Raw genomic sequence first — 13,126 nt, 5'->3', positions numbered from 1 at the left:
ATCCGCCGATGACGTCAGGCCCTGCGACCATTGCCGTCCATGCCGAAGAGGCACGGGCGCGCCGCGCGCTGCTGACCCGCAGCGCCGCCATTGCGAGCATGAGCGTGGCCGCGCTCCTGCTCGCCCTCAAGATCTACGCCACGGCCCGTACCGGCTCGACTGCGATGCTTGGCAGTCTTGCCGATACCGCGCTCGACATCGTGGCCAGCCTCGTCACACTGATTGGCGTGTGGGTCGCGGCCCATCCGCCCGATTCGGACCACCGGTTCGGGCATGGCAAGGCAGAGGCGCTGGCAGCGTTGGTGCAGGTCGTTTTGATCTCGATCTCGGCGGTGGGCATTGCCGCCCGCGCGATAGAGGTGTGGCTTGGCGGCGGACGCGTCGAACAGGCCGAGGAAGGCGTCGTCGTCTCGCTGATCGCGGTCGCTGCGACACTGTTGCTGCTGGCTTGGCAGCGCCATGTCATTCGCAAGACCGGATCGATCGCGATCCAGACCGATCACGTCCATTACAAGTCGGATATTTTCCTGAATTTCGCGGTGATCGCGGCCCTGCTGCTCGACCAGTATGCAGGCGTCACCGGCGCCGACCCGATCTTCGCGCTCGGCATCGCGATATGGCTGGGTTGGAACGCCTGGGAAGCGAGCCAGCATGCCATCGACAACCTGATGGACCGCGAATGGCCGGTCGAGAAACGTGAGGAACTGCTCGATACGATCCGCGATAACCCTGACCTTCAGGGAGTCCACGATCTTCGCACCCGCACGGCGGGCAACCGCGATTTCGCGCAGTTTCACATCACCGTCGACCCCAACATGACCGTGGCCGAAGCGCACGAGGTCATGGACGCGATCGAGGCGAGCCTGCTGGCAAGGTTTCCCGAGACCGAGTTCCTCATCCACACCGATCCGGAAGGACATGTGGAACTGGATTCCGATCGCCCGGTCGACTTGCTGACCGAAGGCGTGGACGCGGATTTCCCCGAACAGGCAAAGCCGGCCTGACCATGCCCGCAATTCCCTTCTGGCATATCGACGCCTTCGCGCCCGAGCCATTCGCGGGAAATCAGGCCGCGGTCATGCTCTACGCTGACGGCTTTCCCGACGATGCGACGATGGCGCGCATCGGGAACGAGAACAATTTTGCCGAGACCGCTTTTCTGGTCCCTTACGCGGGGCCGGAAGCGGATTATGAACTGCGTTGGTTCACGCCTCAATGCGAGATCCGGCTTTGCGGCCATGCCACGTTGGCTTCGGGCCATGCCATGTTGGGGCGGGACGGGACAGACGAGGTCCGTTTCCTGACGCGGCGGGCAGGCGTCTTGACCGTCAAGCGGCATGGCGATGCCTATGAAGTCGCGTTGCCCGCGATCCCCACGCAGCCGGGCGAGTTTCCTGCGGCCATTGCCGCACTGGGCGCTGCGCCACAGGCGATTTCGCGATCGGGCGACGGCTACAAAGTCTTCCTGTTCGACAGCGAGGATACGGTGCGCGCCTTGCGACCCGATTTCTCCGCCCTTGGCGCGATGGGCGACGATCAGTTCATCTGCACTGCACCCGGAACCGAGACCGACGTTGTAAGCCGCGTCTTCGTCCCCGGTGCCGGCGTGGACGAAGACAGCGTGACCGGTTCGGCCCATGGCGTGCTGACCCCGTTCTGGACGCAGCGGCTGGGTAGGGCAGAATTCACCGCGTTCCAGGCTTCGCAGCGTGGCGGGCTGCTGACCTGTAGGCTGGATGGCGAGACTGCGTGGCTTGGCGGGCCTTGCGTCACGCTGCTCGAAGGAACGTTCCGCTACTGAATCTTTGGTCGCTACTGACCTGTCGGAAAGCGCGAGACGAGGTTCGCCATCGCCTCGCGCAGCAGGTCCTGCTCCTCCTCGTTCGAGTTGCCCAGCCGCACGATCGTCAGCTTCTGTGACGGTGAGACCAGCGTGTACTGCCCGCGAAAGCCGAGCATGGCGAACGTACTTTCAGGTGCGCTGCCGGGAAAAAGGACACGCTCGCGCCCTTCGGGTCTCGGCTTGTTGAGCCACAAGTGCGCGCCATAGGCCGGGTCCGCGGGACTGGATGTACGCATGAAGCGGACCCAGCCTTGCGGCACGATACGAACGCCGCTGGGTGATGCGCCGCCGCCCCGCAGCATCTCGCCGAATTTTGCCCAGTCGCGCGCGGTTGCGTGGATCATGCTGCCGCCGACAAGCGTACCATGCGCGTCGAATTCGGCGACGGCACTGTCCATCGCCAGCAATTCGAAAAGGCGTTCGTGCAGGTATCCGTCCATCGCCGCGCGGCGGGTGGCGGGGCGGTCCGATTCGGTCAGCGCGCGGGTGGCGATGTCGGCAAGGATGACGCTGCTGGCGGTGGAATAGACGAATTCTTCGCCCGGTGCCGCGCTCAAAGGCTGGGTTTCTGCGAAATGCGCCATGTCGTCGCGGCCTTGGAGCAACAGCATCTGCGGTGTGTCGGCATCATAGGCAGGTTCGCCGGTTTCGACATGCCGCAGCCCGCTGCGCATCTGGAGCAGTTGTCGCACCGTGATCTCGCCGCGCGGATCGCCGACCCGTTGCCAGCGCGGTACCGGGGCAGGCTCGTCCAAGGCAAGTGAACCGTCCGCGATCAGCATGCCGATCACGACGCCGGTGACGGTCTTGGTCATCGACCAGCCGACATGGCGTGTTTCGGGCGTGTACCCATCGGCATAGCGTTCGGCGACGATCTTGCCGTCATGCATCACGATCAGCGCGCGGGTTTCGCCCACGTCGTCCGCGAACACGCCGTCGATGGCACGGGCCAGCCCCTCACGCGATGCGCCGGTTTCGCCGTCGGCAAGCGAGGCCATCGATTCCGCGCTCGGCGGCGGTAGCGGCTGGGCACCGTCCGTCGCATCGCAGGCGCAAAGCACTGGCAGGCACGCGGCAGCAAGGATAGGAAGCAGGTAACGCGTCTTCATTGCGCGCGTGATCGACCAAGTCCCCCTTTCAAAGCAAGTCGGCAACCCGGATGCCCCCAAGCAAATCACCCCAATCCGCAAAATCACCACCCGCAAAATCGTCGCGCAGGCACGCCACCCGCCAGCCCGCCCGCAAGGGTGCCAGGGCCGCGTTGCTGATCGCGGGAGTTCTCGCGGTGCTGCTGGCCTGGGGCTGGACGCCGCTGACCGCGCAGGCCGAGGCGGGGACCGCCTATGGCGCGCGCGTCGCCTGTTCGTGCCGCTATGTCGGCGGGCGCGAACTGGGTGACTGCGAAAAGGACTTTCTCGACGGCATGGGCATGGTCTCGCTGTCCGAGGACGACGTCGACCGCTCGGTCACCGCCAGCGTACCGCTGATCGCCAGCACGACCGCGACTTATCGCGAAGGCTGGGGCTGCGTGCTGGAAACTTACGAGGACTGATCCGACGCCCACACACCGGGCGGCAGGTCTTCTTGCGGGACGCAGCGCTCTCCGGGACCAAGACCCTGATAGACCGGCCCGTCGGGCGCGCCATAGGGCATGGGCGGCGGCGGCATGGGCGGGATCGACCGTTCGCAGGCGAGGCGGGTACGGCCCTGCTTCATGCAGACAGCCACCTGTTCTTCGAACGCTTCGGCCATGCGGTCGCGGACCATGCGCTGCTGCTCGGTCAGCGCAGCGCGATTGGCGGCGGCTTGTTCAGCGGTCAGGTCGCAAACGGGCTTTCGGGAAATCCCGCTGATTTGCACGACGTCGCCGTTGCCGCCGCACTGGAGGCGCAGAGCATTGAGAGCGGTCTCGTCCTCGACCGGCGGATCGATCCAGATCTCCCCCACCTCGCCCACGCGTAGCTGTTGCAGTCCAAAACGTCCGACCGCCAGCCAGCCTTCGCTATCGACGTATACCCCGTTCGCCCGAGGTCCCAACAAGACGAGCGGTCCCTTCGCGCTGCCAAGCCGCAGGCACCCGCGCGCCAGCACAAGCTTCGTCTGCTCCGGTCCCGTCCGGCTTGGCCCCGACCCAGCGACATCGATAATGATCAGGTGCTCTTCCTGCCTGCCGGGGTCTGCGAAAGCGACGACGCGCACTGCGTCGCCGACTTTGCCGATCAGCTCCTCGCCTCGCGCTTCGCGGGACCACGCCTCGGTCAGGCTCCACGGCCCGTCCCAGCGGCCCATGCCCGCGCTCTCCAGTTGGGCTGTCGTGCCGTATAGCGTAGGCGCATCCTCAATCGTGCCGAATGCGAAGAGTTCGCCGAAACCATCAGGCTGCAGCGTCACGCCATTGGGAATCGACCCGCTGCGCTCGGGTGTCTGGAGGTGAATGTTCGCCGGCCAGGTCGGTTGTTCGTACCGCCGGTGCCCGATCTTGAACGGGTCCAGCCAAGCAAGCAGGGCGATCACCACCCACGATGCGATGAGCAGCCCGAGCCACGTGCTCCGGCTTTTCCGGTCGGCCTCTAGCCTGAGACCTTTTCGGTATCCTCGATCCATCCGCCGCCGACGACCCTTTCCCCCGCGTAGAAAACCGCGGCCTGTCCGGGGGCGACACCGTATTCGGCACGCTCGAACACCACGCGGACAGTGGCGTTACCGCCAAGATCGCCTTCTATCCGGCAAGGCACCGGCTTCGCAAGAGAGCGAACCTTTACAGCGACTTGTCCCGACGGTATCGGCCCGATACGGTTGGTCTCCACCACTTCCATCGCGGTTACGGCCAGCAGTCGCTTGGGCCCTACGATAACCGCCTGACGCTCCGCATCGATGTCGGTGACATAAAGCGGCTCGGCCTGTCCGCCGATCTCCAGCCCGCGGCGCTGGCCGACGGTGTAGTGTATGATGCCCTTGTGCGTGCCAAGTTCCTCACCCGTCTGGGCATGGACGATGGGGCCGGTGTTTCCTGCTTCGGGCCGCAGCTTCTTGACCAGCGACGCATAATCGCCCTCCGGCACGAAGCAGATGTCCTGGCTGTCGGGCTTGGCGGCGACGCCGAGGCCAAGTTCGGCGGCGATTTCGCGCACCTGCGGCTTGGGCAAACCGCCCAAGGGGAAGCGAAGGAAGTCGAGCTGCTCGTCGGTCGTGCCGTAGAGGAAGTACGACTGGTCGCGCGCCGGATCGGCGGCGCGATGCAGTTCGGGACCGTTTTCGCCCACCACGCGCTGAACGTAGTGGCCGGTGGCAAGGCAGTCGGCGCCCAGTTCGCGCGCCATGCGGAACAGGTCGGTAAACTTCACACCCATGTTGCAGCGAATGCAGGGGATCGGCGTGCGCCCGGCCATGTATTCGTCGGCAAAGCGGTCGATCACGTCTTCACGGAACTGGCTTTCATGGTCGAAGACGTAATGCGCGATGCCCAGCCGGTCGGCCACTTCGCGCGCGTCACGTATATCGTCGCCGGCACAGCAGGCGCCCTTGCGCTTCACCGCCTCGCCATGATCGTAAAGCTGGAGCGTGACGCCGATGACTTCGGCTCCGCTCTTGGCCGCAAGCGCGGCGACGACCGAACTGTCCACCCCGCCCGACATGGCCACAACGATCCGGCGCGCGGAAAGCGGCTGCTCGAGCTGGAATAGCCCGGCAAGGTCGGTCGCCGAAGGGGCGGTGGGGAGAGTGGTCACGGTCTGTCCGGTCATGTCGCGGCTGCCCCTACACGTTTCCGGCACGGGGCAAAAGGCATGGACGAGGGCGGGGACGAGGTGGGGGCGCGGGCCGGAAGGATTAAGCATTATCCCTAATGAGTTATGAAGCCCGCGTTTATGCTTTTTTGACCAAGCCTGTTGCATGGTCACCGACATGTTCGAGAATCTTCCCAATCTGCCATTGGACGGGGCAACGGAAGATGACCGTGGGGCCACCCGGCGGATCGACTGGCATGCCCTGCTCTCAAGGCTTCAGGCCGAACGCGATCTGCGCGCCTCTTTGGAGGACGGTCTTGACCGCCGCGGGCTTGCGACCCTCATCACCGAAGGCAGCTTCGATCCCCACGCGGCAGAGATGCTGTTCGCGCTAGCCGCGGGTGCAGGCGTGCCCGGCGACACGCCCGAGCGGCGCTTCTTGCCCGAGGATTTGGCCGCTCTTTCGCAACAGGTAGCGGGCGCGCCATCGCGTTTACGCAATCCTAAGTCTTCCGATTGTAAGAATCCGTCACAAACGACGGAACGAGTGGCCAGCGATGGCTTCGACTTCGAGGTCTCCCCCAAGACCTCGCCGTCGTCTGAAGGGAACGCTTGAGGACGTAGATGATCGAGAACCAGGACATCAAACCTGCGATGGTAATCGGCCCGCTTGGCGAGCCTCTGACGCTGGACGACTTGCCGCCCGCGTCGACCAAGCGCTGGGTCGTTCGCCGCAAGGCGGAAGTGGTCGCGGCCGTGAACGGCGGGCTGCTCACCATCGACGACGCATGCAAGCGTTACGACCTGACTCTCGAGGAATTCGCGTCCTGGCAGCGCGCTGTCGAACGCTCGGGCATGAAGGGCCTGCGCGTTACGCGGATCCAGCACTACCGCGACCTGTACGAACGGCAGATGAAGTACTAACGCGCCCGTCGCGCCCCCGCGAATCGCATTAACCAAGACATTACCGGAACCGCTTCTGATCGAAGGCGTTTTCCCCTCATCAAGAAAAGAGGAGGACGCCTTGGATTGGATTCTCGCTATTATCGTGGGCGGTATCGCCGGCTGGCTGGCCAGCATGGTCATGAACCGCGATGCCTCGATGGGCATTTTCTGGAACATCATCGTCGGCGTGATCGGTGCCATCGTCGGCAAGTTCGTGCTGGGCCTTCTGGGCGTCGCGGGCGGTGCGAACTGGCTGCTGTGGTTCATCAGCGCGCTGGTCGGTGCGGTTATCCTGCTGGGCATCGTGAACATGGTGCAGCGCGGGCGCGTTCGCTGACCTTGCCCTGACGCCCGGACGGATTGCCCGGACGGATTGTAAGTCGGGGCCTTAGAATGTAACATATGAAAATATATCCGGCCTGCCGTTTCGGCGGGCCGGTTCTTGTGTATCAGCCCTCTTGCCGGTTATCGCGTGGCCATGGCTCTTGCCCAAGGTGACTTAGACGAGTAATACAGCGTCGTTATATCGGGTGACGATGATGGGGAGCGCCGCAAGGCCACGCTTATGAAGTACGATTCCATGTCCAACAGCGGGCCGGCAGAGCCTGCGATCGTCGACCCTTACGATGATGCGCTTGACGATTCGCCGGCGCGTGAGCGTCGCCGCAAGCAAATCGTGATCGCCGCCATCGTGGCAGGCGCCCTTGTCGTCATCATCGCCCTGTTCCTTGCCATGAGCGGCGGCGACGATGCCGCGCTGACCACCGATGATGGCGAGCAGGTGCCGTCCGTCACCGTAATCGTGCCGGGCAGCGAGACCGTGCTGGGCGAAATCGACGCCAGTGGCACGCTTGCCGCGCGTCGCCCGATGCCGGTTGGCGTCGTGGGAGAAGGCGGCCAGATCACCGACATCCGCGTCGACGAAGGCGACTGGGTCCGCGCCGGACAGGTTCTCGCCGTGATCGAGCGTTCGGTACAGAGCCAGCAGGTCCAGGCACAGGCCGCGCAGGTCGAAGTCGCCCGCGCCGATGCCGAACTGGCGCAAAGCAATCTCGAACGCGCGCTACAGCTGGTGGATCGCGGCTTTATTTCCAAGGCCGACGTCGATCGCCTGACCGCGACACGCGACGCCGCCCGGGCCCGCGTCCGAGTGGCAGAGGCCCAGCTTGGCGAACTGCGCGCACGTAACGCACGGCTCAACATCGTTGCCCCGGCTGGCGGCTTCGTGCTCCAGCGCAATGTCGAACAGGCGCAGGTCGTGTCGGCAGGGTCGGGCCCGCTGTTCCTTATCGCCCGCGGCGGCGAGATGGAACTGGCTGCGCTTGTTGGCGAAAGCGATCTTTCCCGCCTTTCGGTCGGCGCCACCGCGCAAGTGAAGCCGGTTGGCTCCGACAAGACTTTCACCGGTCAGATCTGGCAGCTCTCGCCCACAATCGATGAAGGTTCGCGTCAGGGCGAGGCGCGCATCGCGCTCGACTATGACCGTGCACTGCGCCCCGGCGGCTTTGCCACGGCGGCAATCGGCACCGGCGGGGTCGATGCCCCGATGCTACCCGAATCGGCGATCCAGAACGACGACACGGGCTCGTTCGTCTACATCGTCGACAAGGACGACACGGTCCAGCGCCGTGCGGTCAAGACCGGCCTCGTCACGGATGCGGGCATCACGGTGGTCGAAGGGCTGACCGGAAACGAGAAGGTGGTGCTGCGCGCAGGCGGCTTCCTGTTCGAAGGCGACAAGGTGAAGCCCAGCATGTTCAAGCCCGGTACGTAAGGGGCCGGACCCATGAACTTCCGCAACCTGTCCGCCTGGTCGATCCGCAATCCGATCGTTCCCATCGTCCTGTTCACGGCTCTGCTGTTCGCCGGCATGTTCTCGTTCGCGCAGATGGACGTGAACAACAATCCGGACATCGACTTTCCCGGTGTGAACGTGCGCATCTCGCAGCCCGGCGCCGCGCCGAGCGAGATCAACACACAGATTACCCAGAAGGTTGAAGCGGCGGTCCGTTCGATCAACGGCGTCGATGAGATCCAGTCGACCGCGCGTGAAGGGTCGAGCAGCACTTTCGTGCAGTTCGAACTGGGCATCGACCCGAACGAGGCGACGAACGAGGTCCGCAACACGATCGACCAGATCCGCAGCGACCTGCCCGACGGGATTCTCGAACCGCAGGTCTCAAAGGTCGACATCGCTGGCGGTCCAATCGCCTATTTCGCGATCTATGCCGACGACATGACGATGGAGCAGCTGAGCTGGTTCGTCGACGACACCATTTCAAAACGCCTGCTCTCGATCGAGGGCATGGCTTCGGTCAGCCGCAACGGCGGCGTCGACCGCGAGATCCGCGTCGTGCTGGATCCTGCCAAGATGATGTCGCTGGGCGTCACGGCTGCACAGGTCAACGGCGTGCTGCGGCAGGTCAACATCGATGCCGCGGGCGGTCAGGCCGAGATCGCCGGTGCGCGTCAGTCGGTCCGCGTGCTGGGTAATGCCGACGACGCATTCCGCCTTGGCGAAACGCGCATCAACCTGTCCAATGGCCGCATCATCCGGCTGAAGGATATCGCGACCGTTTCCGACAGCTATTCGGAACAGACCCGCGTCGCCACGCTGCAGGGACGCCAAGTCGTGACCTTCAGCCTCGAACGCGCGAAAGGTGCGTCCGAAGTCACCGTCTATGATGCGGCAGTGGTCGAGCTGGAAAAGATCAAGGAAGAGAACCCGGGCATTCACATCAACCGGCTCTTCACTTCGGTCACGTACACGAAGGACCAGTACAAGAGCTCGATCGAAGCGCTTGTCGAAGGGGCGCTGCTGGCAATCATTGTCGTTTTCTTCTTCCTGCGCGACTGGCGCGCCACGATCATCAGCGCCATCGCGATCCCGCTCTCCGCGATCCCGACGTTCTTTTTCATGGACCTCATGGGTTTCTCGCTGAACACGCTGTCGCTCCTCGCGCTCAGCCTCGTCGCGGGCGTCCTGGTCGATGACGCGATCGTGGAGATCGAGAACATCGTGCGCCACATGCGTATGGGCAAATCGGCCTACCAGGCCTCGATCGATGCTGCCGACGAAATCGGACTTGCCGTCGTCGCGACCACCATGTGTATCGTCGCGGTCTTCCTGCCGGTCGGCATGATGCCGGGCATTTCGGGCCAGTTCTTCAAAAACTTCGGCCTCACCGTCGTTGCTGCGGTGCTGACCAGCCTTGCCGTGGCCCGCATGATCACACCGATGATCGCGGCCTATTTCCTGCGCGCTAAGGGTCATGCCGAACATGGCGGCGGGCGCATGATGGACCTCTACATGCGCGTGCTTCCCTTCATGCTGGACGAAAGCAAGGCAGAGGAGCGCAAGGCCCGTCCGGCCCGCGATATCGAGATGTTCGTGCCCGCGCTCGCTTTGGCCGTGTTCGTCTTCGTAGTGGGCGCATCGTTTGGACTGGCGACCGCCGAATACGGTGACACCTGGGGCGAAACGTTGATCGCCATCGGCAAGGTGCTCGGCGGGACGCTGATGGTGGCAGCCATCGCAGGCGGAGCTATGTTCGGTATCAGCCTGCTGATCGCCGTCATCATTCGCGCGACGCGCGGCGGAGGCGGTGCGATGGCAAGGCTCCGTGGTTTCGGTCACCGCGCCTACGCCCGTTTCTTCGACCATCGTTTCTGGGCCTTCATCGGAGGCGTCGCGGCCCTTGTGCTGACCGCGGTTCTCCTCGTTTCCCTGCCCCAGCAGTTCCAGCCGGAATCGGACCAGGATACGAGCGAGGTCCGCATCGAAATGACGCCGGGTACCACGCTCGACCAGACGGTCGCCGTTGCCGACCGGATTTCGGACATGCTCTATGATCAGCCCGAAGTCGAACGCGCTCTGGCATCGATCCGCGAAGGCAACGCGAATATCTACATCGCGCTCAAGGACGAGCGCGAGACCACGAGTATCGAGTTCGAGAACCGCCTGACCCCGGCGCTGCAGGACATTCCCGACGCCCGCGTCAGCTTCGCGTCCCAGTCCGGTGGTTTTGGCACGGGCCGCGATATCACCATCATGCTGTCGGGTTCCGATTCGGAACAGCTTGAGGATGTCGCCAACCAGCTCGTTAGCGAAATGCGCGGGCTCGATTCGATCATCGCTCCGCGTATCGAGGCCGATCTCCAGCGGCCCGAACTCATCATCACGCCGCGGCCCGATCTGGCCGCCCAGCTCGGCGTGACGACCGCCGCGCTCAGCCAGGCGATCCGTATCGCGACGATCGGCGAGATCGACCAGAACGCTGCGAAGTTCTCGCTATCGGATCGCCAGATCCCGATCCGTGTGATCCTTGCCAAGAAGTCGCGACAGGACATCTCGACGATCGAGAACCTGCCGATCCCGACTGCGACGGGTGGCTCGGTCCCGCTGGGCCGCGTTGCCGATGTCAGCTTCGGAGCGGGCCCCACGCAGATCCAGCGCTTCAACCTGTCGCGCCGCATCCTCGTCGGCGCGGACATGGCCGACGGCCAGGTGAAGGGCAACGTGATGGGCGAAATCAACAAGCTGCCCACGATGCAGAACCTGCCGACAGGCGTTTCGACCCCACCGGTCGGCGACGACGAGTGGCAGCAGGAAATGATCACGAACTTCATGTACGCGGTCGTGACCGGCATCTTCCTCGTCTTTGCCGTGCTGGTGCTTCTCTACAAGCGCATCATCTCGCCGCTGGTGAACATGACATCGCTTCTGCTCGCGCCTCTGGGCGGGCTCTTGCTGCTCTGGTTCCTGGGTATATTCGACAAGAACCTCGGGATCATCTCGATGCCGGTCTATATCGGCCTGCTGATGCTCCTGGGCATTGTCGCCAAGAACTCGATCCTTCTGATCGACTTCGCGATCGAAGAAATGGAAGCCGGCGTGCCGAAGAAGGAAGCGATCATCGACGCAGGTCACAAGCGTGCGCAGCCGATCGTGATGACAACGGTCGCCATGGCGGCCGGCATGGTGCCGACGGCCCTTTCGCTCAGCGGTGACGGTGCATTCCGCGCGCCGATGGGCACGGTCGTGATCGGCGGCCTGATCCTCTCGACGATCCTGACGCTGGTCATCGTGCCGGCAGGCTTCTCGCTGGCAGACGGATTCGAAAAGCGCGTCGGCCCCAAGCTTCGCCAGTGGTTCCTGACCTATCGTCCGGGTGACGAACATGGTTTGCGCGATGATGCTGACGGGCAGAATCGCCCTGCGCCTGCCGAATGATGCGGAAGATGCACACGGTTTGAGCGGAAGCGACGACCTCGCGCTCGCGTCGGGCGCCATGCCCGACCGGGCCCGCACGATGCGCCGGGTCGCGACCGGGCTGCTCGTGCTCATGGCGGCGGTTTTCCTGGTTTCGCGCCAGTATCTCGGGATGCATCCGGCGGTGGGCTATGTCATGGCCTTTGCCGAGGCTGCGATGGTCGGCGCGCTGGCGGACTGGTTCGCGGTCACCGCCCTGTTCCGCCACCCGCTCGGCATCCCGATCCCGCACACCGCGATTATCCCGACCAACAAGGACCGCATTGCCGACACCATGGCGGGCTTTCTGCGGGCAAATTTCCTGACGCCGCAAGTCGTTGCCCGCCGCATGGCAGGCATGAATATCGCGCGCGGCATCGGCGACTATCTGGCGGCGCCCGACCATGGCGGAGCCGGGGTTCGCGCAGGCGCGGCGGAGCTTTTCGCCGAAGTACTCGAATCGCTCGACCCCGAAAGGCTGGGCGAACAGGTACGTTCGGGCCTCAAGAACCAGCTCGACAAGCTGGAGGTCGCACCGCTTCTGGGCAACGTGTTGTCGACCGCCATTGCTGACGGGAAACACTTGCCGCTGGTCGATTCGACAATCCGCTGGGCGGGCCTGACGCTGGAGGCGAACGAGCCAATGGTGCGGACCATGATACACGAACGGGCCAATGCCCTGCTGCGCTGGACGGGTCTGGACGAACGCCTCGCAAATTCGGTACTCGACGGGCTGTACCGGATGCTGGCCGAGATGCTGGTAAACCCTGACCATCCTGTGCGCGAAAAGATCGAGGAAGGGTTGGAGAAGCTCGCCCATGATCTGGTCCACGATCCTGAAATGCGCGCGCGGGTCGAAGGGATGAAGCACGAAGTGCTGTCCAGCCCCGCCGTCGGCGTCTGGTGGCAGAGCGTTTGGGAACGGATGCGCCGCGGCCTTATCGACATGGCCCGCAATCCCGATGCGGCGATGGGTGGCCAGCTTGGCGGCGCGATCTCCGAACTGGGGCAGGCCCTGCGCGACGATCCAAGATTGCAGATCCAGATCAACCGGTTCGCGCGTCGCAGCGCGGTCGGCATCGCCAACCGCTATGGCGACCAGCTCGTCCGGCTCGTCTCCGAAACCGTCAAGCGCTGGGACGCGACGACGATCACCCAGCGGGTCGAAGGCGCGGTCGGGCGCGATCTGCAGTTCATCCGCATCAACGGCACGCTTGTCGGCGGGCTCGTCGGCGTCGCGATCCACGCGCTCGACGCGCTGCTATCCTGATCGGCGCGAGATACGGGCAAATGCCTATCCGCCGTTGCGGGCGGCGTTGATGACCGACCCGTTAACCCTGATCCCCTTGGAAGGGCGCCCGC

The 13,126-nt window shown here is 64.2% G+C and carries 12 protein-coding genes; 9 read left to right on the top strand and 3 right to left on the bottom strand.

Annotated features, from left to right (window positions below; all coding sequences use genetic code 11):
• The first annotated feature begins 8 nt into the window (after positions 1–8).
• Both A9D15_RS09820 and A9D15_RS09815 read left to right on the top strand, forming a co-directional pair.
• Positions 9–1,004 (top strand): cation diffusion facilitator family transporter, encoded by a 996-nt coding sequence (locus tag A9D15_RS09820; protein ID WP_082924392.1) that lies wholly within the window; start codon positions 9–11, stop codon positions 1,002–1,004.
• Positions 1,005–1,006: 2 nt separating this feature from the next.
• Positions 1,007–1,801: a PhzF family phenazine biosynthesis protein gene (locus A9D15_RS09815; RefSeq protein WP_066764450.1), complete on the top strand. Its 795-nt coding sequence runs from the start codon at positions 1,007–1,009 to the stop codon at positions 1,799–1,801.
• A gap of 11 nt (positions 1,802–1,812) precedes the next feature.
• On the opposite strand, the gene A9D15_RS09810 is transcribed toward A9D15_RS09815, so the two are convergent.
• Positions 1,813–2,952: a serine hydrolase domain-containing protein gene (locus A9D15_RS09810; RefSeq protein WP_066764448.1), complete on the bottom strand. Its 1,140-nt coding sequence runs from the start codon at positions 2,950–2,952 to the stop codon at positions 1,813–1,815.
• Between the two features lie 152 nt (positions 2,953–3,104).
• Between A9D15_RS09810 and A9D15_RS09805 the strand changes: the two genes are divergently transcribed.
• Positions 3,105–3,395 (top strand): hypothetical protein, encoded by a 291-nt coding sequence (locus A9D15_RS09805; protein WP_066764446.1) that lies wholly within the window; start codon positions 3,105–3,107, stop codon positions 3,393–3,395.
• Here A9D15_RS09805 and A9D15_RS09800 read toward each other — a convergent pair.
• The gene (locus A9D15_RS09800; RefSeq protein WP_172807510.1) at positions 3,383–4,447 is read right to left on the bottom strand and encodes a hypothetical protein; all 1,065 of its coding nucleotides are present in this window, start codon (positions 4,445–4,447) and stop codon (positions 3,383–3,385) included. The genes A9D15_RS09805 and A9D15_RS09800 overlap by 13 nt on opposite strands.
• Positions 4,414–5,586, bottom strand: coding sequence for a tRNA 2-thiouridine(34) synthase MnmA (gene mnmA / locus A9D15_RS09795; RefSeq protein ID WP_066764444.1), 1,173 nt, complete (start codon positions 5,584–5,586; stop codon positions 4,414–4,416). Before mnmA ends, A9D15_RS09800 begins: the two co-directional genes overlap by 34 nt.
• Positions 5,587–5,734: 148 nt before the next feature.
• On the opposite strand from mnmA, the gene A9D15_RS09790 reads away from it, so the two are divergent.
• The 6 genes from A9D15_RS09790 to A9D15_RS09765 all read left to right on the top strand — a co-directional run bounded on the left by A9D15_RS09790 (position 5,735) and on the right by A9D15_RS09765 (position 13,034).
• Positions 5,735–6,184, top strand: coding sequence for a hypothetical protein (locus A9D15_RS09790; protein WP_066764442.1), 450 nt, complete (start codon positions 5,735–5,737; stop codon positions 6,182–6,184).
• An 8-nt stretch (positions 6,185–6,192) separates the two neighbouring features.
• On the top strand, positions 6,193–6,492 hold the full coding sequence (gene sciP / locus A9D15_RS09785; RefSeq protein ID WP_066764440.1) for a CtrA inhibitor SciP: 300 nt from the start codon (positions 6,193–6,195) through the stop codon (positions 6,490–6,492).
• Between the two features lie 100 nt (positions 6,493–6,592).
• Positions 6,593–6,850: a GlsB/YeaQ/YmgE family stress response membrane protein gene (locus tag A9D15_RS09780; protein ID WP_066764437.1), complete on the top strand. Its 258-nt coding sequence runs from the start codon at positions 6,593–6,595 to the stop codon at positions 6,848–6,850.
• A gap of 228 nt (positions 6,851–7,078) precedes the next feature.
• Positions 7,079–8,287, top strand: a complete 1,209-nt coding sequence (locus A9D15_RS09775; RefSeq protein ID WP_066764435.1) for an efflux RND transporter periplasmic adaptor subunit — start codon at positions 7,079–7,081, stop codon at positions 8,285–8,287.
• A 12-nt stretch (positions 8,288–8,299) separates the two neighbouring features.
• A complete protein-coding gene (locus A9D15_RS09770) occupies positions 8,300–11,746 on the top strand; it encodes an efflux RND transporter permease subunit (RefSeq protein WP_066764433.1) in 3,447 nt (1,148 codons plus the stop codon).
• A gap of 79 nt (positions 11,747–11,825) precedes the next feature.
• Positions 11,826–13,034 (top strand): DUF445 domain-containing protein, encoded by a 1,209-nt coding sequence (locus A9D15_RS09765; protein WP_066765021.1) that lies wholly within the window; start codon positions 11,826–11,828, stop codon positions 13,032–13,034.
• The last annotated feature ends 92 nt before the right edge of the window (positions 13,035–13,126 follow it).

The organism is Croceicoccus pelagius (assembly GCF_001661915.1).
Classification (GTDB): Bacteria; Pseudomonadota; Alphaproteobacteria; order Sphingomonadales; family Sphingomonadaceae; genus Croceicoccus; species Croceicoccus pelagius.
The sequence above is the reverse complement of the archived record's forward strand: the minus strand, read 5'-3'. Positions and strand labels throughout refer to the sequence as shown.